Origin of the sequence: Bacteroides sp. Marseille-P8574, assembly GCF_902825465.1 — a bacterium.
In the GTDB taxonomy this organism is placed as follows: Bacteria; Bacteroidota; Bacteroidia; order Bacteroidales; family Bacteroidaceae; genus Bacteroides; species Bacteroides uniformis.
In genome coordinates this window covers 1,605,374-1,627,621 of sequence record NZ_CADEBE010000001.1, presented here as the reverse complement: position 1 = coordinate 1,627,621, position 22,248 = coordinate 1,605,374, and the positions used below count along the sequence as shown (strand labels likewise).

At 48.3% G+C, this 22,248-nt stretch carries 15 protein-coding genes; 8 read left to right on the top strand and 7 right to left on the bottom strand.

Translation table 11 applies throughout. The annotated features are described in order from the left end of the window. The first annotated feature begins 9 nt into the window (after positions 1-9). Together HUX74_RS07075 and HUX74_RS07070 are read left to right on the top strand one after the other, a co-directional pair. Positions 10-1,875, top strand: coding sequence for a U32 family peptidase (locus tag HUX74_RS07075; protein WP_117966336.1), 1,866 nt, complete (start codon positions 10-12; stop codon positions 1,873-1,875). Positions 1,876-1,916: 41 nt separating this feature from the next. Next, on the top strand, positions 1,917-2,972 hold the full coding sequence (locus tag HUX74_RS07070; protein ID WP_117599234.1) for a hypothetical protein: 1,056 nt from the start codon (positions 1,917-1,919) through the stop codon (positions 2,970-2,972). 5 nt (positions 2,973-2,977) lie between these two features. Here the strand turns inward: HUX74_RS07070 and HUX74_RS07065 are convergent, their stop codons facing one another. The 5 genes from HUX74_RS07065 to radA form a co-directional block, all read right to left on the bottom strand. After that, entirely contained in the window at positions 2,978-5,434 is a 2,457-nt protein-coding gene (locus HUX74_RS07065) for a TonB-dependent receptor (RefSeq protein WP_174646422.1), read from the bottom strand. A 212-nt stretch (positions 5,435-5,646) separates the two neighbouring features. Further along, complete coding sequence (locus HUX74_RS07060) at positions 5,647-6,255, bottom strand: LuxR C-terminal-related transcriptional regulator (protein ID WP_117599236.1); 609 nt, start codon at positions 6,253-6,255, stop codon at positions 5,647-5,649. 88 nt (positions 6,256-6,343) lie between these two features. After that, a complete protein-coding gene (locus HUX74_RS07055; RefSeq protein WP_117599237.1) occupies positions 6,344-10,336 on the bottom strand; it encodes a hybrid sensor histidine kinase/response regulator transcription factor in 3,993 nt (1,330 codons plus the stop codon). Positions 10,337-10,431: 95 nt separating this feature from the next. Beyond that, complete coding sequence (locus HUX74_RS07050) at positions 10,432-12,054, bottom strand: NAD(P)/FAD-dependent oxidoreductase (RefSeq protein WP_174646421.1); 1,623 nt, start codon at positions 12,052-12,054, stop codon at positions 10,432-10,434. Between the two features lie 5 nt (positions 12,055-12,059). After that, positions 12,060-13,427, bottom strand: a complete 1,368-nt coding sequence (gene radA / locus HUX74_RS07045) for a DNA repair protein RadA (RefSeq protein WP_117599239.1) — start codon at positions 13,425-13,427, stop codon at positions 12,060-12,062. Positions 13,428-13,547: 120 nt separating this feature from the next. On the opposite strand from radA, the gene HUX74_RS07040 reads away from it, so the two are divergent. Beyond that, on the top strand, positions 13,548-14,090 hold the full coding sequence (locus HUX74_RS07040) for a carbonic anhydrase (protein ID WP_117599240.1): 543 nt from the start codon (positions 13,548-13,550) through the stop codon (positions 14,088-14,090). A gap of 10 nt (positions 14,091-14,100) precedes the next feature. Here the strand turns inward: HUX74_RS07040 and HUX74_RS07035 are convergent, their stop codons facing one another. Further along, entirely contained in the window at positions 14,101-15,138 is a 1,038-nt protein-coding gene (locus tag HUX74_RS07035; protein ID WP_117966348.1) for an asparaginase, read from the bottom strand. 448 nt (positions 15,139-15,586) lie between these two features. On the opposite strand from HUX74_RS07035, the gene thrA reads away from it, so the two are divergent. The 3 genes from thrA (at position 15,587) to thrC (ending at position 20,726) form a co-directional block, all read left to right on the top strand. Continuing rightward, on the top strand, positions 15,587-18,019 hold the full coding sequence (gene thrA, locus HUX74_RS07030) for a bifunctional aspartate kinase/homoserine dehydrogenase I (protein WP_138346142.1): 2,433 nt from the start codon (positions 15,587-15,589) through the stop codon (positions 18,017-18,019). A gap of 148 nt (positions 18,020-18,167) precedes the next feature. Continuing rightward, entirely contained in the window at positions 18,168-19,418 is a 1,251-nt protein-coding gene (locus HUX74_RS07025; RefSeq protein WP_174646748.1) for a cofactor-independent phosphoglycerate mutase, read from the top strand. A 6-nt stretch (positions 19,419-19,424) separates the two neighbouring features. Beyond that, positions 19,425-20,726: a threonine synthase gene (thrC, locus tag HUX74_RS07020; RefSeq protein WP_117599244.1), complete on the top strand. Its 1,302-nt coding sequence runs from the start codon at positions 19,425-19,427 to the stop codon at positions 20,724-20,726. A gap of 578 nt (positions 20,727-21,304) precedes the next feature. On the opposite strand, the gene HUX74_RS07015 is transcribed toward thrC, so the two are convergent. Beyond that, complete coding sequence (locus tag HUX74_RS07015) at positions 21,305-21,502, bottom strand: hypothetical protein (protein WP_174646420.1); 198 nt, start codon at positions 21,500-21,502, stop codon at positions 21,305-21,307. A 297-nt stretch (positions 21,503-21,799) separates the two neighbouring features. Between HUX74_RS07015 and HUX74_RS07010 the strand changes: the two genes are divergently transcribed. Continuing rightward, a complete protein-coding gene (locus HUX74_RS07010; RefSeq protein WP_004320352.1) occupies positions 21,800-22,015 on the top strand; it encodes a hypothetical protein in 216 nt (71 codons plus the stop codon). An 11-nt stretch (positions 22,016-22,026) separates the two neighbouring features. Then, complete coding sequence (locus tag HUX74_RS07005; RefSeq protein WP_004320353.1) at positions 22,027-22,248, top strand: hypothetical protein; 222 nt, start codon at positions 22,027-22,029, stop codon at positions 22,246-22,248.

Below are 22,248 nucleotides of genomic sequence, written 5' to 3'. Positions count from 1 at the left end.
AATTGAACAATGATAAAACAACGTAAAATAGAGCTGCTGGCTCCTGCCAAGAATTTGGAGTGTGGCATAGAAGCTGTGAATCATGGAGCGGATGCGGTCTACATCGGTGCACCCAAGTTCGGTGCGCGTGCTGCTGCTGTCAACTCTTTGGAGGATATTGCCGCTTTGGTGGAGCATGCCCATCTGTATAATGCCCGTATCTATGTGACGGTCAATACCATTCTGAAAGAAGAAGAGCTGAAAGAGACAGAGAGGATGATTTGGGAATTGTACCGTATCGGTGTGGATGCGCTGATTGTACAGGACATGGGGATTACGCGGCTGAATTTGCCGCCCATCCCGTTGCATGGCAGTACACAGATGGATAACCGTACGCCGGAGAAAGTACGTTTCCTTGCCGATGCCGGTTTCCGTCAGGTGGTGTTGGCACGCGAACTTTCTTTGCAGGAGATACGCGGTATCCATGAGGCGTGTCCCGACGTGCCGCTCGAAGTCTTTGTACACGGGGCTCTTTGCGTCAGTTATAGCGGGCAGTGCTATGTCAGCCAGGCTTGTTTCGGACGGAGTGCCAACCGGGGGGAATGTGCGCAATTCTGCCGTTTACCCTTCAGTCTGGTAGATGCCGATGGCAAGACCATTGTGCGTAATAAGCATTTGCTTTCTTTGAAAGACCTCAACCAAAGTGAGGTGTTGGAAGAACTGCTGGATGCCGGAGCCACTTCCTTGAAGATAGAAGGCCGCTTGAAGGATGTGACGTACGTGAAGAATGTGACGGCGGCTTACCGTAGGCGACTCGATGCCATTTTTGCCCGTCGCAAGGAATATGCCCGTGCCTCTTCGGGCACTTGCCGTTTCGATTTTCAGCCACAGTTGGACAAGAGTTTCAGTCGTGGTTTCACTCATTACTTCCTGCAAGGAAGGGGAGGGGAGATCACTTCGTTCGATACGCCCAAATCTTTGGGAGAGGAGATGGGCACTTTGAAGGAACAGCGCGGGGGCTATCTCACGGTGGCAGGCATAAAGCCTTTCCACAACGGAGACGGTGTCTGCTTCTTGGATGAGCAAGGACGTTTGCAAGGTTTCCGTATCAACCGGGTGGATGGCAACAAGCTCTATCCGGCAGGGGAAGTGCCCCGTATTAAACCACGTACCCGGCTTTATCGTAACTTCGACCAGGAATTTGAACGTATCCTTACCCGTAAATCCTCCGAACGCAAAATCGGTGTTTGTTGGGAGTTGGCAGATAATTCTTTCGGATTTAGCCTGACGGCTGCGGACGAAGATGATAACCGCGTGACACTTTCTTTCCCTTATCCGAAGGAGTTGGCACGTACACCGCAGGCGGATAACCTGCGCAGCCAACTGGCTAAGTTGGGAAATACACCTTTCGAGGTAGCCGGGCATTTATCAGAAGAGGCGTCGGGTATCAGGCTCAATCTTTCTGCGAATTGGTTCATTCCTGCTTCTGTGGTGGCAGACTGGCGCCGGCAGGTGATAGATAAGCTGATTGAGGCTCGGCGTGTTACTTATCGTCGTGAGCTGGCTGTTTGGAAACCGACCAGCCATGCTTTCCCAGCTACTTCGCTGACCTATCTGGGCAATGTGATGAACAGTGCTGCCCGGAGTTTTTACCGTGAGCATGGACTCTCGTCTATAGCGCCTGCCTATGAGGCACAAGCGGTTCCAGAGGCTGTGCTCATGTTCTGCAAACATTGCCTGCGTTTCAGTATGGGATGGTGTCCCACCTATCAGAAAGGACATTCTCCCTATAGGGAACCTTATTATTTGGTTGGGACGGACGGCAAGCGTTTCCGCTTGTCGTTTGATTGTAAGAATTGCCAGATGAAAGTCATTGCTCATGAAGAGCCGCTTTAATGAAGGACGAAGAATGAGGAATTACTAATAAAGACTTGAAAATGAGGAGTGAGGAACGGGCACATAATGAAAGGCTGGCAAATGACCGGTACCGGGAAGCGGGCAGGGACAAACATCCTTTGCGTTCACTGCGTTCCCTCCTATTCTGCATTCTTTATTTTTTATGCTTCATTGCTTTAGTTTCCTGTCATTATTCCCGTCCTAATCTTGAAGATGAACATCTGTCTAAGGAGACGCGTGATTCGCTGACCTATCTTTTTGAACGGCATTATACTTGGAATACCAATCTGGAAGTGCTGGCAGATTCTGTGAATTTGGCTTGTCTGCCCGTGAAGGACTGTTATAATATGCTTTATCGGGGAGACCGCGTGGTGGTTGCCGAGTTCGCCATCCATCCTGCCGACAGTGTGGATAGTGTATGGGTGAAGCTTGCCCATTCGCAGGAAGTGCAGGGCTGGTTGCGGGAGTCCGAAATGATGCATGCCTTTGTTCCTACAGACAGCATTTCGCAGGCCATCTACTTGTTCAGTGATACCCATGCCTCTTATTTTATCATTATTTTTGCCTTGTTTGTGACAGTCTGGCTGTTCCGGGCTTTTCGGCGCAAGCAGCTAAGGATGGTGTACTTTAATGATATAGACAGTCTCTATCCGTTGTTGCTATGTCTGTTGATGGCGTTCTGTGCCACTATTTACGAATCTATACAAGTGTTTGCGCCGGAGACGTGGCAACACTTCTATTTTAATCCTACCTTGTCGCCGTTCAAGGTACCGTTTGTGCTTTCTGCTTTTCTGATGGGATTCTGGCTGTTTATCGTGGTGTTGCTGGCGGTACTCGACGATTTGTTCCGCCAGTTAAGTCCGGCGGCGGCCGTATTCTATCTGTTGGGGCTGGCCTCCTGCTGCATCTTCTGTTATTTCTTCTTTATCCTTACTACATCTATCTACGTCGGATACTTGTTTTTGGCTGCTTTTGTATGGGTATTCCTCAAAAGGCTTCGTATTTCGCTGCTGGCTTCACGCTATCGTTGCGGCAGATGCGGGCAGAAATTAAGGGAGAAGGGAGTCTGCCCGCATTGCGGAGCTATCAATGAATAAGGAAATCAGAATCTGCATCGTAGTTCTATCCCTGCTTGCACGGGACGTCCTTTCTGCATAAATCCGTTTCCCATACTCTTGAAGTAGAAGGAGGCGTAATCCTTGTTGAGGGCATTGCGCACCCAGAAGTCAATTTGTCCATGTCCTTTCTGGAAGCTGATGCGTCCGTTCAGCGTGCCGTAGAAGGCTTGGCTCACGGTATTTTTCTCGGTCCAGTAGATGCGCCCGGCACCGGTGTAGTTAGCATTCAGCTGGATGCGGTCCAGCCAGTACCCCGGACGGATGCGGAAGATGTACTGACCGCCCACGTTCATGGTATGCTTGGGAACAAAAGGGACATACTTGCCATTGTAGCTGATTTCCTGAAGCTCACCATTTACTTTTTCGTTGGTGATGTAGTCCTTAAAGATGGCACGAGTATAGCCATAACTTGCATTCAGCGTGAAATCCGTAGTAACGGCAGCTGTCAAGGCAATCTCTGCCCCTTGGCTGCGGCTTTTACCGGCATTTGCCGTTTCACGTCCCAGTCCACTTGGGGCGAAACGTGAAATCTGTTGGTCGCGGGTTTCCAGCCAGAAGATGGAGGCGTCGGCATGCAGACGTCCGTCAAACAGATTCAGGTGAGTTCCTATTTCGTAGTTCCAGGTTTGTTCGGGTTTATAGACAGTGGCAGATTTTGCATCCGGATTCTCTCCTGCATCGGGGAAGTATTTGCTTACCAACTCTTTGTAGGCATCCGGTACGTTGGACATAATCGCCTCTTTGCTTTGCCGCATCATGTCGTTTTTCAAACTGGATTGCAGCAAGTCGGAGAACATCTGCACGTTGTAGCCTCCCGAACGGTAACCTTTGCTGACCGTAGCGTAAATGTTTCCTCTGTTTCGCGCAAAGTCATACTGCAAAGCAAACTTGGGCAACAGCTGAAGATAATCTTTGTCGATACTTCCCAGGTAGCGAGACTCTACGGTCAGCGCTGTCTCCGGCATCATCTCTATTTCGCGGATGACGACATCGCCTCGCTTCATTTCTCCCTTGATGCCCACCTTGTACTCCAGGCTGGTGCCGGAGTTGTAATCCATGTTCATACGTTCATAATCCAAACGTAGCCCGGCGGTGAAGGACACTCCTTTCAGCCCGAATAAATCTCTGAAGGTGGATTGATGAAAGAGCGCCCCATTCAGCAGCGGAGTGTCGAAACTGCCTCCGATGGGCATAGCCCGGCTGATGATGCCCAGTGAGGGCAGGATATTCATGCTCATGGACGGACCCATCTCTACTTGTATTTGTGATGGAATGACACTACCCAACATCTGGTTCAGCATCCCCATTCCGGCTTCTTTGAAGGTTACGGGAGCTTCCGTATTCAGCCATTGGTAGAAGCCGAAGGCACCGGTGGTCCATTGCCAGCGGTTGCCGCTTTTACTCTTCAAGATGATTTCCTCGCTCAGTGCGTGGGAGCATTGTTTCTGTTGCAAGGTATAGATGTCGTTGGCGGTGAAGTCTTGGTCTATGTCCATGCAGTCCTTTAGAAACTGGTAGCCGGTGACCATGCTCAACGTGAAGTGCTGTGCCTGGTATTCCAGGTTCAGACCGGTGTTCAGCAGGTTGCGGTAATAGTTGCTTCGGGCATTGTTGGAGACCTTTCCAATGTAGGGTTTCATCGCCTCGCTCTGTGCTTCGGGGGCCAGGCTACCTTGATAGAAATACGGGTATCCTCTCTGGTCGCTGTATTCGTAGTTGATGTTCAGGTCCACCTTCCAGTTGTCCGAAGGGAGGTAAATGGCGCGGATGCGTCCGCCTGCCGATTGCCCCTTGTCCGCTTTCTCGTCCCTCACCGTGTTGCGGAAGAATCCTCCTTGATAATCGTAAAACCCTCCGGTGGAAAAGGCGAACCGTTCCGAAAGCCGATGATAGTGGGTCAGCGAGGTATTATAGGCATTGTGCGTACCTGCCCCCATGCGGAAGTCCGTTCCCTGGTAGGAGAAGGGAGATTTGGTGTGTACCTTAATCAATCCGCCCATAGCATTGCGCCCGTAGAGCGTGCCTTGCGGACCGCGTAGCACGTCGATGCGCTCTACGTCGGCATAGCTGAAGTCGAAGGCTGACTTGTCTATATAAGGTATATTGTCTACATAAAGTCCTACGGAGGGAGTGTTGATGCGTGAACCTATGCCGCGGATATAGACAGCCGAAGTCAGTCGAGATCCGTAGTCGGGGATAAATATATTGGGCACTACGGATGTCAGATTCTTGATGGAGTTTACTTGTGCGTTCTGCATGTCCTGTTGCGAAAGCAGGGTGACGGCAGTGGGCTGCTCGCGCAGTTTCCGGTTTTCTTTTGGGGTAGCAATGACGGTTATTTCCTCTACGTCTACCACTTTCAAAGTGTCTGCCTCTTCGGCAAGTACATTGCCGGTTGCCAAAAGGCAGAAGATGCCGGCTAAAATTCTATATCTGTTCATAAACTGTTTTTTTGTACCTGCAAAGTAAGGGGATTCTTGCGGAAGGGGCAATCCTCATTTATTAGGATTTCGTTCTTGGAGTGCTAATCTTAAATCGTTCTATCATGTGGAAAATATCGTTCCATCGTGGAGTAAACTTTGGCATACAAGTACACTGATTAGGGCGGAGCCTTTCTGAAAAACTCCGCTTCTGATGTGTTCCGGTTGCAGGATTATATTCTGTCGGCTTCCACATATCCGTGCATGACTGCATAGATAGTCAGCCCGGATACGGACTTGATGCCCAGCTTCTCGGTGATATTCTTGCGGTGTGAGATGACGGTGGTCAGGCTGATGTTCAGTTTGTCGGCAATCTCCTTGTTGATGAGGCCTTTGGTAATCAGCACCAGCACTTCTATTTCTCGGGCGGAAAGGTCGTGGCTGGTGGTGTCTGGTGCCATGTTTGCGTGTCCGGCAGACTCCGGTCTGCCTTGGTGCAGGTGGTATTGGTCTCCGTATTGACGCAGCTGCAGAATGTTCTTTGCCAGGTTCTGTTCGTCCTGATAGATGTTCAACGTCGGCACGCTCGACAATTGGGGAACGGTTTCACCGTTGACCAGCACAATGGTTTTGGGTTTGCGCTCCAGAAAGAAAGCGGTATGCTCGAAGTAAATCTGCGAGGAGATGAAGTAATGCACATACATGTCAGGCGTATCATCCATCAGCTCACCAAAGGAACGGAAAGAGCGGATGACGGCTGTCGGGATGATTTCCTCCAGCAAGTTCTGCAGTCCCAGGCAGGAGAGGGTGTTGGAGTCGACGATTGCTATTTCAGGAGTCATTCTCGTTTTTTGTTTCTGCAAAAATACGGATAATTTTTTAGGGTTTGGCTGTGTGGGGCTGCAAAATGAAAAATTCTCCTATGCAGAACTATTCTCCCTCTCCTTTGGGGGAGCGGGGAGTGTCTCCTTTCGCATATTGGCTGGGGCTGACATTGAAATACTTCTTAAAGACTTCCCGGAAGTATTTCCCATCGCAGAAACCGGTTCTTTCTGCGACTTCGGTAATAGAATATTTTCCCTCTTTTAGTAAATTGGCAGCGTGTTTCAAACGAATATTCCGTACGAAATCTGCCGGGGCCTGGGCGGTTAGCGCTTTCAGCTTGTTGTAGAAACTGGTGCGACTCATGTTCAGGAGAGAACATAAGGTGTCTACTGTGAAATCGGGATTATCTATGTTATCTTCGATGTTCTTCTTTACATTGGACATGAATATCCAATCAAGGCTATTGGAACAAGTAGCTGTAGGAGGTTCCTCTTCTGCTGCATTGATTTCCAAATCTGCATACTTCTTACGTAGCAATGCACGGTTGGCAAGCAGATTGGCTATACTGGCTTTCAGTATGTTTATGCTGAAGGGTTTTACAATATATTCGTCAGCACCGATCTGGAGACCTTCAAGAATGTTTTTTTCATCTCCCAGTGCCGTCAGCAGTAGTATCGGGATATGGGAAGTTTCGATGTCGCTCTTGATGGCTGTACATAATTCGTCTCCTCGCATTTCCGGCATCATGATGTCGGAAAGAATCAGTTCTGGCCAGAATTGTTTTACAATAGCAAGCGCTTCTTTGCCGTTACCGCATACTTGCACGTTGTAATTGGGGGAGAATGACTGGAGCAGATAGTTTCGTAGCTCGTCATTGTCCTCTACAATCAAGATACGTTGCAGTTTGTCCTTGTCTTCGGTCAGGAAAGAGTCGGTACGTTCCGAAGGAGTAATGGGAACGTCCAGTTCATAGGCAGACTTCTTCTCTTTGATTGCCAATGTGAAGTGCTTGAACTGTTCTTTATCTTTGGGCAGGGTGATTCTGATAGTAGTGCCTTGATGTTCGGTACTTTCAATGTGTATTTTGCCATTGTGCAGGTTTACCAGTTTCCGTACCAGCATTAAACCGATGCCACTCCCCGTGGTCTTGGAGTTAATGGCGTTTGTACCACGGAAGTGCATCTTGAATAATTTCCTTTGTTCTTTGGCTGGAATCCCTATGCCATTGTCTTTGATCTCCAGTCTCCACGTATTTCCAATGTCATATACGGAAATGAGTATGTCACCTTTTTCAGGAGTATATTTCAAGGCATTGGATATGACGTTCTTCAGGATGGAGTCCATTTTCTCTTTATCGAACCACACATTCATGTAACTGAAGTTACTTTCATATCTGAAAGAAATGTGCTTTATGGCAGCGTATGTACGGAAAATATTGTATATCTCCTTTATATAAGTATTCAGTTCATATTCTGCTATGTACAGATGGGAGGAATATACTTCTGCCCGTTCGAAGTTTATCAGATTGGTGGTCATGTGCAGGAGTGAATTGACATTTCTCAGTGCCATGTGCATATTGTTGGTCTCGGCTTCGTTCAATGTCTTGTTTTCAAGCATTTCTTCCAGAGGTGCCTTTATCAGTGTCAATGGCGTGCGGATATCATGTGCGGTATTGACAAAGAAGCGGGTTTTCTCATCGGATATCTTTTTTTGTTTTCTCAGTGCTATGATACGAAAACCGGTAATGAACATCAATGCCGCCAATAAAACATAGCAAGCTATAGCCCAAAAACTGAACCAGACGGGACGCGCAATGCTGATGTCGATACTTCGCTCTTCAAAATAGAGATACGGCTCTTCCTTGGATACCGCCCGTATGCAAAGCTTGTAATCGCCCGAGGCAAGATTGGTGAAGCGGAGATGCCCTTCTTCACTCAGTCGGTTCCAGTCATCGTAAAATCCTTCCAATTTCCAGTAGAAAGTGACATTGTCCGGTGCGTCATAATTAATGGATGAAATGTTGAGAGAGAAAGTGTTCTGGTTATATTTCAGCTTTAACCGGTCTGTCTGGTTGATGTTTTCCTTCAAGGGGGAATTCATACTGCCGGGAAAGACTGTCTGATAGAATATCTGAAAATCGCTGAGTATCATGGGGGAGTAGATGTACTTGGGAAGACGGGTTCCTTCGGGGAATTCGATGGCTCCGTCTGTGCTGCCAAAGACAAAACCCTTGTTCTTGCGTAGCGTTCCGGAAGAGGCGCTGAAGCAGGAGGACATCAGCCCTTGCTCTTTGGTCCAGTTGTGGAATATCTTCTCCGCAGGGTGGAAACAGCTGATCCCGTTTTCAGTGCTCATCAGGATATGCCCGTCCGACTCGGGGAGTATGGTGTAGATGTTGTTTGAAATCAAGGCACAATTGTCCTTATGATAATGCTTGAACGTACTGTCCTTTGCGTTGTATACAACCACTCCGGAGCCGTTTGTTCCTATATATAGAGAGAGGTCTTCCGCTTGGTAAAGTGTGTTGATATAGGTCGCCTCTTCCTGCAAGGCGATATATTGGAATCTGCCTGACTCTCTGTCCAACAGATATAGTCCGGTACTTGTCCCAATCCACATGTGTCCGTCGTCCTTTTCTGTAATGGCGGTGATGGAATTTATTCCGGGATACAGACGGACAGAATTCAGGGACAAATCGAAGCACTTCAGATTGTAGAACCCTCCGGACCAGATATATCCTTTGGAGTCTTTTACAATGTCGCGGATATACTTGTCAGGACGAATGTTGTCCGGATTGAGCAGGTAAGGGGAGAAATATTCTACCGAGAGTGTCCTTTTATTTATTTTGTATACTCCCGAAGTATATCCTCCTGCCCAAATAATGCCGGGTGATACCTCGCATAGCGTAATGAAGATGTGGTTCTTGTCTTTCAGTTGATGGTCGAAAGAGCTCAGGAATGAATGCCACTGCCCGGTTTTTGATTGATAAAGGCTGATTCCGTTGCTTGTTCCGAACCATAGGTCTCCGTCACTGTCTTCAATGACAGAGTGCACCTGGTCGTTGACCAGCGATTGTCTGTTTCCGATGGAATGCTTTATCCAGTTGTAGTTTTTGTACCGGTTGTCTATAATGGTAATCCCTTCCGGGTAGTTGGCTATCCATATCCGCTTTTCTTCATCAATATAAATGTCATTGATGTTATTGCTGTTCATCTCATTGTAACTTTTGTAGTTGGAGGTGATGTACGGTTCCGAGATGCACGAGTTCACATTGATTTTGTGTATGCCCATACCTTCTGTCGCTATCAATAGTTCTGTCCGGTTCAGAGGTCTGATTCGGGCGATGTTTACATCGCTCAAATCTGTATTGGAGTGTATAATTCGTTGTTGCCGTATGTCGTAGGCAAAGACTCCTTTTTCAAAAGTACCGATGAAAAGTCTTTGTGACTCTTGGTGGAAATAGAGTGCACTGATTTGGGCCCGGATTTTGTCAAGAGGTTCAAGAGGGACAATCTGCAATGTTTTGTTTTCGAGTTTGACGTATCGCGCTCCCTTGCTGGTGCCCATGAAGAAGTGGTTATTGTCTATTTGTTCGATACTTGTAATGCTCCTTTTTAATTCATTGGGCATTTGATGGGTTTCTCCGGTCTTTGTGTCATAGAGAATGATACTGTATTTGCTACATAGCCAAATTCTATTATTGTGATCCATATAGCTGCAGCTGATATTGACCGATGCTTTGGGCAGTTTATATATCCTGTTGAACGAATCGCGTTCTTGGTTATATTGAAAAATGCATCCGGATTTGCCTATTACCCATAATTTCCCTTGGTCTTCAAAATATAGCCAGCCAAGATGGATGGGGGAGTTTGACTTTTTATCTTCTTCAATTAATTTGTAATGTTTGATGTCTTTTCCATTGTACCGGTCTATGCCTTCGTTGGTGAGGAACCACATGTAACCTATTGAATCCTTTTGAATGTCGAAGATTCTGCGGTTACTTAATCCGTTTTCCACTCCGATGTATTTATAGGTTTGCGCTGTGGCAATGAAAGGTAAGAAAAATAGAAAGCATACAATGTTTCTGATGAATCTCATATAAATATTTCTATAAATACAATAAAACAATGTATATGTGATAATTGTTTACAAATTAAACGATAAAATAAAAATTTGAATGTAAATATTATAGCTTAATTAAAGAATGCCTTTGCCGCTTCCGCACATCGTTCGCCGTCAATTCCGGCAGAAACAATGCCGCCAGCGTATCCAGCGCCTTCTCCGCAGGGGAATAGTCCTTTTACGCGTACATGTTGTAGTGTCTCCTTATCCCTTGTTATGCGTACCGGAGCCGATGTACGGGTTTCCACTCCAATCATGACCGCCTCATTCGTCAAGAACCCCCGGCTGTATTTCCCGAATAACTGAAAACCTTTGCTCAGGCGTTCTGCAATGAAAGAAGGCATCCAGAAGTGGAGAGGCGAGGAGACCAATCCCGGTGCATACGAAGTTTCCGGCAGGTCGTAACTTAGTTTTTTCTTAGTGAAGTCTGCCATTCTCTGTGCCGGTGCTGTCTGCTTCATATTGCCTTGTTGCCAGCAGAGGCGCTCCAGATATTCTTGAAAGTACATCATGCTTAATGGGGAATTGACGGTTGGCAATTGACAATTAGCCGCGCTGTCGTGCTGCATAGAAATTGTAAATTGTAGATTGTCAATAGTAAATTGCTCTATGTCTTCCGGGCGTAGCTCTACCACCATTCCCGAATTGCTCCAACGGGAACCGCGGTTGCTGGGACTCATCCCGTTGACTACAATCTGCTCGGGACCGCTGGCGGCGGGCACAACAAAACCACCGGGACACATGCAGAAGCTATATACTCCTCGTCCGTCTACCTGGTTTACAAAGCTATATTCGGCGGCAGGCAGATATTTTCCCCGTCCGTTCCGGTTGTGATATTGTATTTGGTCTATTAAGGTGGCGGGATGTTCCAGTCGTACGCCTACCGCAATGCCTTTAGCTTCAATCTCTACATTGTTGGCGGCAAGCCAGCGGTATACATCCCGGGCAGAGTGACCGGTGGCAAGTATCACCGGGCCAAGGAAAGTCTTGCCGGTATTTGTTTCAATGCCTTTGACTTCATCCTTCTCTATGAGCAGGGCGTCCATGCGTGTTTCAAAGTGGACTTCGCCACCGCACTGGATGATAGTGTTCCGCATGTTTTCGATGACACGCGGCAGTTTGTCCGTACCTATGTGCGGATGTGCATCTACCAGAATGGAAGTGGAGGCTCCATGTTGGCAGAAGACGTTCAGAATCTTGTCTACATTGCCGCGCTTCTTGCTGCGTGTGTACAGCTTGCCATCCGAGTAAGCTCCGGCACCTCCCTCTCCGAAGCTGTAATTGGACTCCGGGTTGACGAGTTGCTGGCGGCTGATTTGCGCCAAGTCTTTCTTGCGTTCCCGTACGTCCTTTCCACGTTCCACAATGACGGGGCGTAGACCGAGTTCTATCAGGCGCAGAGCGGCGAAGAGTCCTCCGGGACCGGCGCCTACCACTACTACTTGGGGTTTTCCTTCTACATTATTATATAAGGTATGTTGATATTCGTCCTCTTTCGGCATTTCGTTCAGATATGCCCGTACGTTGAGGTTGATATAGATGGTCCGTTGGCGGGCATCGATACTGCGCTTCAAGATGCGCGTTGCTGTTATCTCCCGCGCATTCAGTCCTTTCTCATGTATTAAGTACTCTTTCAGGCGTTGCTCGTTTGCCGCTACTTCGGGCAATACGCGCAGTTGGTATTCTTGTATCATAATGATTATCCGAATAGGGCACGGAATGCTTCTTCCACCTTCCGTACCGGTATCAATTCCATTTTAATCTTCTTCGTGTTCAGTCCTTGCATATTATACTTGGGAAGTATGAATCGCTTGAATCCAAGTTTCTCTGCTTCTCCGATACGTTGCTCTATGCGGTTCACTGGGCGGATTTCACCTGACAGACCTATTTCTCCCGCCATGCACACCTCCGGCTCTATGGCCGTGTCCATGTTGCTGGAGAGGATAGAACTGATGACGGCAAGGTCTATTGCCGGGTCGTTCACTTTCAATCCGCCGGCAATGTTGAGAAAGACGTCTTTCTGTGCCAGCTTGAAGCCTACACGCTTTTCCAATACGGCCAGCAGCATATTCATGCGGCGGATGTCGAACCCTGTGGCAGAGCGTTGCGGGTTACCATATACGGCACTGCTGACCAATGCCTGCGTTTCGATGAGGAACGGTCTGATGCCTTCTATCGCGGAGGCGATGGCTATGCCGCTCATACCTTCATGGTCCTGGTTCAGCAGCAGTTCGGATGGGTTGCTCACCTGGCGCAATCCATCTTGCCGCATTTCGTAAATCCCCAGTTCGGCAGTACTTCCGAAACGGTTCTTGATGCTGCGCAGGATACGGTACATGTAGTGTTGGTCGCCCTCGAACTGGAGTACGGTATCCACGATATGTTCCAGTACCTTGGGGCCGGCTATGCTTCCTTCCTTATTGATATGCCCGATGAGGATGACCGCCGTATGCGTTTCCTTGGCAAAGCGCAGGATGGAGGCGGAACATTCCCGTACCTGGGCGATGCTCCCAGGCGACGATTCAAGGGTTTCGGTAGAAATTGTCTGTATGGAGTCGATGATGACTATATCCGGGCGAATATTTTTGATGTGGACGTAAATCTGTTCCAGGGAAGTTTCGCACACGATGAGGCAGTCACTGGAGGTGCTTGTCAAGCGGTCGGCACGCAGTTTCAATTGGCGGGTGCTTTCTTCGCCGGATACATAGAGAATACGTTTTTCCGGTATGCGGAGTACGGTCTGTAGCACCAGGGTGGATTTCCCAATACCCGGTTCGCCGCCAATCAAAACAAGAGAACCTTGTACAAGACCACCACCCAGTACCCGGTTCAGCTCGGCATCATGGAGGTCGATGCGCGGTTCGTCATCGGCTACAATCTCATGGAGGGTTACGGGTTTGGCTTTGGCGGTTTCTATGCCCGATACGGGACGCTTGTTCACCACTTCTTTCCGTACCACCTCTTCCACATACGTGTTCCACATTCCGCACGACGGACACTTGCCTACCCATTTGGGAGAGTCTTGTCCGCAGTTGCTGCATACATAAACCGTCTTTTCTTTAGCCATAGTTGCGCATTCCTTCTAAAATGATTGCCCAAAGGTACAATTTTTCAATGCAGGGCTTGCAGACTCCCATAGAGTTTTTTTATTTTTGTGAGTAGAAAACAATAACATGTTATAAAAGCCATGATAGAAGATATTCTTGCATACAACAAGCGTTTTGTTGCCGAGAAGGGATATGAGAAATACATCACGAATAAATACCCGGATAAGAAGATTGCCATCCTCTCTTGTATGGATACCCGTTTGACCGCTTTACTGCCGGCGGCCTTAGGTATCAAGAACGGTGATGTGAAGATGATAAAAAATGCGGGTGGAATCATTTCACATCCGTTCGGTAGCGTCATCCGTAGTCTGATGGTGGCCATCTATGAGTTGGGAGTGACGGAAGTTATGGTTATTGCCCACTCCGATTGTGGTGCGTGCCATATGAGCAGTGCCCAGATGATAGAGCATATGAAGACCCGGGGTATCAAGCAGGAGACGATTGATATGATTCGTTTCTGCGGAGTGGATTTCGAGTCCTGGCTATATGGGTTCGAAGATACGGAGAAATCGGTAAAAGGTACGGTGGAAGCCATTGTCAACCATCCGCTGATACCGGATGATGTCAATGTCAGCGGTTTCATAATAGATTCTGTGACGGGAGAATTGACCCCGGTGCAGTGATAGTTGTGCTTCACACGGTAATTTCCCCTGCCAGCGGTCGTCCCATCAGTTCGCGTATTTCGGCAGGTGGATAATCGTGCCCCAGAAGGAACATCAGCTTGGTTACGGCAGATTCCGTTGTGCTGTCATATCCGCAGACAACTCCTGCCTGCATCAGGTGGTAACCGGTTTCATAGCGCTCCATTTCAACGGTGCCGGCACTGCATTGGGTGACGTTGACAATGATGATGCCTTGTTCGCAGGCATCATGCAGGCGGCGTAGAAACCATTCCTTTCGGGGAGCGTTGCCGGAACCGTAGGTTTCGAGGACTACGGCCTTCAGTCCTTTAGTGGCAAGTATGGCTGCCACGACATTTTCCTGAATACCTGGAAAAAGCTTCAGTATGGCGATGTTGGTATCGAGCAGATAATGAGGCTCCAGTTCGCGGGGAGTGCCGTGTGTATGAATCTGCACATTATTATATTTAATATGTATACCGGCAGAAGCGAGTACCGGATAATTGAAGGAGCGGAAAGCATTGAAGTTCTCCGCGTTCATTTTGGTGGTACGGTTGCCGCGCATCAGGTGATTTTCGAAGAAGATGCAGACTTCGGGTACGATGGGCTGTCCGTTGGAGTGGCGGTCGGTGGCTATTTCGATGCTGGTCAGCAGGTTTTCCTTGCCGTCTGTGCGGAGCACGCCAATGGGCAGTTGCGAGCCGGTTAGGATGACGGGCTTGTTCAGACCTTCAAGCATGAAGCTGAGTGCGGAAGCTGTGTAGGCCATGGTGTCTGTGCCATGCAGAATGACGAAGCCAGTGTATTGGTCGTAGTTGTCGCTGATGATACGTACCAGTTTGCGCCAGGCATCGGGGTCCATGTCCGAAGAGTCCATGGGCGGGTCGAATTGATAAGTGTCGATACGGAACGCAAATCTCTGAAGCTCGGGAACATGTTTCTGCAACTGCTCGAAGTTGAAGCTTTCCAGGGCGCCGGTTTCTGCATTCTCTATCATTCCGATAGTTCCACCGGTGTATATTAGCAAAACGGAAGTGTTTTCTGGGTTCATGCGCACTTTTCTTTCATGTTTTCCATGCAAATATAATGATATCTATTGAGAATGATAGCAAAATGTTAGAAAAGAATAAACGGATATACAGAAAAAAGGTATGGAAAGTGTGAAAGTGTAAGCCGTAAGTTGCGCATATTTCTTGCCTTTTTAAAGGCTTTCTGTATTTTTATCGCAAAAAAGTCGTAAAAAGTGATAGATTGAATGTTTTTATTGTTACTTTTGCAACACTTATCATAAACGATAGAAACAAGAGACAATGAACAAGTACTATCAGCATACAGTCACATCCATGTGGACCATGACCCTTAGGGGTTAGGGATAGTATTTTGTGTTTCTACGTGTTACACCATTTTCAAGCAGTTTTTCCATTTAATAAAAGTCAATGCAAGCCGTATCAGCTTGTTTCCGACACATTGTATCAACCATCTCAACAATATAAAGAGAAATGAAAGTAATGAAATTCGGCGGAACGTCCGTAGGTTCCGTGAACAGTATTTTGAGCGTCAAGAGAATTGTAGAAGCAGTCGATGAACCGGTTATCGTGGTAGTGTCCGCATTGGGTGGCATCACGGACAAGTTGATTAACACCTCCAGAATGGCGGCAGCCGGTGATGCTTCTTACGAGAATGAGTTCCGGGAGATTGTCTACCGTCATGTGGAAATGATTAAGGAAGTGATTCCGGCAGGCGAGGAGCAGGTTGCCTTGCAACGTCAGATTGGCGAACTGCTTAATGAGCTGAAAGATATTTTTCAGGGTATTTATCTGATAAAGGACCTTTCGCAGAAGACGTCCGATACGATTGTGAGCTATGGCGAACGGCTTTCATCTATCATCGTGGCACAACTGACGGGAGCTGAATGGTTTGATTCGCGTAAGTTTATCAAGACGGAGAAGAAACATTCCAAGCATGTGCTGGATACGGAGCTGACAAATTCGTTGGTGCGCGAAACATTCAGCAGCCTGCCCAAACGCGTATTGGTTCCGGGGTTTATCTCCACAGACAAAATGACGGGAGAGGTAACGAACCTGGGTAGAGGTGGTTCCGACTATACAGCGGCAATCATTGCTGCCGCACTGGATGCCGACAGTCTGGAAATTTGGACGGATGTAGACGGGTTCATGACAGCTGACCCGCGTGTGATTTCCAGGGCATACACTATCAATGAATTGAGCTATGTGGAAGCTACGGAGCTTTGTAACTTCGGTGCGAAAGTGGTCTATCCGCCTACAATCTATCCGGTTTGCCACAAGAATATCCCCATTCTGGTGAAGAATACCTTCAATCCGGAGGGTGTGGGAACTGTCATCAAGCGAGAGGTTTCCGACCCGCAAAGCAAGGCCATCAAGGGTATTTCATCCATCAATGATACGAGCCTGATTACAGTGCAAGGCCTTGGTATGGTAGGTGTTATCGGTGTGAACTACCGTATCTTCAAGGCGCTGGCAAAGAATGGCATCAGTGTGTTCCTTGTGTCCCAGGCTTCTTCGGAGAATTCAACGTCTATCGGTGTGCGCAATGCGGATGCTGACCTGGCTTGCGAGGTGCTGAACGAGGAGTTTGCCAAAGAGATAGAGATGGGAGAGATTTCTCCTATTCAGGCAGAAAAGAACTTGGCTACCGTGGCCATCGTAGGCGAGAACATGAAGCATACGCCGGGTATTGCCGGAAAGCTGTTCGGTACGTTGGGGCGTAACGGTATCAATGTGATTGCTTGTGCTCAGGGTGCTTCGGAAACCAACATCTCGTTTGTAGTGGACAGCAAATCATTGCGCAAATCGCTGAATGTCATCCATGATTCTTTCTTCTTGTCGGAATATCAGGTACTGAATCTCTTTATCTGTGGCATAGGAACCGTAGGCGGTAGCCTGATAGAGCAAATCCACAGCCAGCGCCAGAAGCTGATGCAGGAGAACGGCCTGCAGCTGAATGTAGTGGGTATTGCCGATGCAAACAAAGCCATGTTCAGCCGCGAAGGTTTCGATTTGGGACGTTTCCGTGAAGAACTGCAGGAGAAGGGAAAGGACAGCTCTCTGGAAACGCTGCGTAATGAGATTATCGGTATGAACATCTTTAACTCTGTCTTTGTGGACTGTACGGCAAGTGCAGGCGTGGCTTCCCTTTACAAGGACTTGCTGCTGCACAATGTTTCGGTAGTGGCTGCCAACAAGATTGCCGCTTCTTCCGAATACGAGAACTATCGTGAACTGAAACAGATTGCCCGCCAACGCGGTGTGAAGTACTTGTTTGAAACAAATGTAGGTGCCGGACTCCCCATCATCAATACCATTAACGACCTTATTCATAGCGGTGATAAGATATTGAAGATTGAAGCCGTGCTGAGCGGTACGTTGAACTATATCTTCAATAAAATCAGTGCCGACATTCCTTTCAGCAAGACCATTAAGATGGCACAGGAGGAACGTTACTCCGAACCCGATCCGCGTATCGACCTCAGCGGAAAGGATGTTATCCGCAAACTGGTGATTCTGGCACGCGAGGCCGGTTACTGTTTGGAACAGAGCGATGTTGAGAAGAACCTCTTTGTGCCCGATGACTTCTTTGAAGGCTCCCTGGATGACTTCTGGAAGAAAGTGCCGAGCCTCGATGCCGATTTCGAGGCCCGTCGCAAGGTGTTGGAAGCCGAGAACAAGCATTGGCGTTTCGTAGCCAAGCTGGAAAACGGCAAAGCATCTGTCGGCTTGCAGGAAGTCGGCGCTAACCATCCGTTTTACGGTCTGGAAGGCAGCAATAACATCATCCTGCTGACCACGGCACGTTATAAGGAATATCCGATGATGATACAAGGATACGGAGCCGGTGCGGGTGTAACGGCTGCGGGGGTATTTGCGGATATTATGAGTATTGCGAATGTTTAAAGCCTCTCCCCCCCTTCTCCCTCCCCCGTAGGGAGGGGGAGCGGATAGATTGGCATTCATAAATTATATAGCAGAGAAGAATATGGAAGTACAAAACAATAGTAACTCATTCCCCCTCCCTACGGGGGAGGGGGTTAGGGGGAGAGGCTTGAAGCACATCATCATCCTGGGTGATGGTATGGCCGACTGGCCCGTGAAGGCTCTGGGAGGCAAAACCTTGCTGCAGGCGGCTGCAACTCCCTATATGGACAAGCTGGCACGCATGGGACGTGTGGGAAGGCTGGTGACGGTGGCCGAGGGATTTCATCCCGGCAGTGAGGTGGCGAATATGTCCGTTCTGGGCTATAACCTGCCGAAGGTGTACGAAGGCCGCGGTCCGTTGGAGGCGGCGAGCATCGGTGTGGACTTGCAGCCAGGTGAGATGGCGATGCGCTGCAATATTATCTGCATCGAGGGAGACAATATCAAGAATCATTCTGCCGGGCACATCACTACAGAGGAAGCGGATGTGTTGGTGAAATACCTTCAAGAGCATCTGGGCGACGACCGCGTGCGTTTCCATACGGGCGTGCAATACCGCCATCTGCTGGTAATAAAAGGAGGGGACAAGCGCATTGACTGTACGCCGCCCCACGATGTCCCTTTGAGGCCTTTCCGTCCGTTGATGGTGAAGCCGATGGAGGGGACGGAGAATATTTCGGTCCCCGAAGGCGGTGCAGAGCTTACTCCGAAGCAGACTGCCGATTTGATTAACGATTTGATTATCCGTTCGCAAGTGTTGCTGGAAAACCATCCGGTCAACATGAAGCGGAAGTCCGAGGGTAAGGACCCTGCCAATAGCATCTGGCCGTGGAGTCCCGGTTATCGTCCGCAGATGGAGCGCCTTTCAGACAAGTTTCCGCAGGTGAGGCGCGGCGCCGTGATTTCTGCCGTGGATTTGATTAACGGCATCGGCTACTATGCGGGGCTGCGGCGTATTACCGTAGAAGGTGCGACGGGGCTTTATGATACCAACTATGAGAATAAGGTGGCTGCCGCTCTCGATGCATTGCGGACGGATGATTTTGTCTACCTGCATATCGAAGCCAGTGATGAGGCCGGTCATGAAGGAAACGTCCCCTTGAAGATTATGACGATTGAGAATCTGGACAGCCGTGCTGTAGGTCCTATCTACGAGGCTGTGAAGGATTGGGAGGAACCCGTTGCCATCTCCGTATTGCCCGACCATCCCACTCCCTGCGAGCTCCGTACGCATACGGCCGAACCTGTTCCATTCCTCATCTGGCATCCGGGTATCGAGGCTGACAAAGTACGGACATTTGATGAAGTGGCAGCCTGTGAAGGCAGTTACGGACTGATGAAAGAAGACGAGTTTATCAATGAATTCTTTAATTTTTAATTTAATATGAAATATTATAGCACCAACAAACAAGCTTCCGAAGTCACTCTTGAAGAGGCCGTGGTAAAGGGGCTTGCCGCAGACAAGGGGCTTTTCATGCCATTTACAATCAAAACTCTGCCACAAGAGTTTTACGATAGCATCGATACACTCAGCTTTCAGGAGATAGCCTATCGCGTGGCAGATGCTTTCTTTGGTGAGGATGTTCCTGCCGATACGCTGAAACAGATTGTTTATGACACACTCAGTTTCGATGTCCCTCTGGTCCGGGTGACGGAGAATATTTATTCGCTTGAGCTGTTCCATGGTCCGACACTTGCCTTTAAGGATGTAGGCGGTCGCTTCATGGCGCGTTTGCTGGGGTACTTTATCAAGAAAGAGGGCAAGAAGCAAGTCAATGTGCTTGTGGCTACTTCCGGTGATACGGGGAGTGCCGTTGCCAATGGTTTCCTCGGTGTGGAAGGCATACACGTCTATGTGCTCTACCCGAAGGGAAAAGTCAGTGAAATCCAGGAGAAACAGTTCACTACCTTAGGGCAGAATATCACGGCCATTGAGGTTGACGGTACGTTCGACGATTGCCAGGCTCTGGTTAAATCCGCTTTTATGGACGGGGAACTAAACGAGCACCTGCAACTGACCAGCGCCAATTCCATCAACGTGGCGCGTTTCTTGCCGCAGGCATTCTATTACTTTTATGCCTATGCTCAACTGAAGCGTGCCGGTAAGGGAGACAATGCCGTCATTTGTGTACCCAGTGGTAACTTCGGCAATATCACTGCCGGCCTTTTCGGCAAGCGTATGGGACTACCCGTGGAACGCTTTATCGCTTCCAACAACCGCAATGATATCTTCTTCCAATATTTGCAGACGGGCATTTATACACCGCGTCCCAGTATCGCTACCATTGCTAACGCGATGGATGTGGGCGACCCGAGCAACTTTGCTCGCATACTCGACCTTTACGGAGGCAGCCATGCCGCCATCTCTGCCGAAATCAGCGGTGCCACTTATACCGATGAGCAGATTGCCGAAACTATGCGGGAAGTGTGGAAGAAGGACCATTACCTGCTCGACCCGCACGGAGCCTGCGGCTTCCGCGCTTTGGTCGAAGGACTGAAACTCGGTGAAACGGGCGTGTTCCTTGAAACGGCTCATCCGGCGAAGTTCAAGGATACAGTCGAGAAGATTATCGGTGAAGCCGTAGAAATACCAGCCAAGCTTCAGGCCTTTATGCGCGGTGAGAAGAAGAGCCTGCCGATGTCGAAGGATTTCGCGGACTTCAAGCAATATCTGATGCATGTATAAAGAATGGGACGTCAGTAAAGAAAAACACCGGATTGCTTGACATTGCCTTTCGGATGTTGTATCTTTGTAACTGGAAGTTATGAAAAAGGTCTAAGATATTGAAAATGAGCATAGGTTATTCGCTCATTATGGTAATAGGTTACGAATAAGAGAGTTATCTCCTTAAATATACTTCTGCGCGTTGCGTAACCTTCAAAGAACTCTTCAAGTACAAAAGTACAAATAAAACGGGAGATTACGACAGAATCTCCCTACTTTTTTTCACTCTAATTTGGCTTTTCCGCAAAAGCGATTTTATTTCGTCGGCACACCATCGCCAAAACAAGTTTTGACAACCATGTCCCGACTATCCGCATAAGCGAAGAAAAGGGCTTTGCCTCATGCCTAAACAACAAGTTTAGACTGATGAAGCAAGGCCCATTTCTTTTGGGCTTATGCTACAAAGGTGCTTTTACGGATTTTCTGAGATTTTTTTCTTTTTGCTGTTTTTTTGAGCCGGTAGCGGAAAGCTGCATGTGACCGCCCGCCCATAAATGGGACAAGCCGTCACCCACAGCAGGCAAACCGGGAAGAATGGTTTATTTGCCCGACCAAACGGGTTTGGCCAGACGGATAAACCACACTTCCTTGCAAGTGGTTTGCCCGGTTTCACGCTTCCGGCAGTATTTCCTTTCTCTTTGTCTTTTCTTCTTTTTGTGGATTTTTCCCTGAAGTTTTCTCTCGAATCTGCCTCTACTTCCGTTTACCTCCATTTTTACGCCTTTCAGTAGCCGCATCAGTCAGTCATTTTCGTTCTGGGCGCAAAGGTAATTCCGGGATTTTACGGGAATGCAAGGTCAAGCCTCCTGTTTTCTGGAAAAATCTCCAGCCCTGCGGGTAGTATTTTTCCGAAAAACCTTGCATCCCCTAATCCCTACCTTTTTGAGCACCCGAAACGAAAACGACCGATGCGACAGAAAGACGCATTAAAAAAAATGTCGGATAAACGAGAGGCAGATAAGATAGTTTGAAACTCAACTCCCTCAGCTCTTGAATCCGCATTAAAAACAAAAAAAATCAAAAACAACGTAGATATGACAGCAACGGCAAATTTCAGACAAGTGGCGCAGAACATAGGACTTGCAGTATGCGGTTTAATCGTGCGCACCGCCTTCGGGATGTTCGGCATCCTCTTGGGCATCATTTCAGAGATTGTAAACGGATTGTTCCGAGTGGCAATAGGCATAATCGTGGCTATCCTTTCCACCATTGCCTTCTTCGGTCTTATCCTTTGGTTATTCACCCTTTAATACTTACCGATATGGCAAAGAGAAACAGCAAGACAGCAGCACAGCAGTGCAGATACTATGAGGTGGACAACATCTTCGAGTATATGGTGGAAACATACATCAACGGCAATATATCCGTGTTCCGTGAACTCTACCACGAACTGAACAAGGACACCCGAAAGGATTTTACCGACTTCCTATTGAGCGAAGTGGAGCCGACCTATTGGAGAGAGATACTGAAAGAAACAATCTAA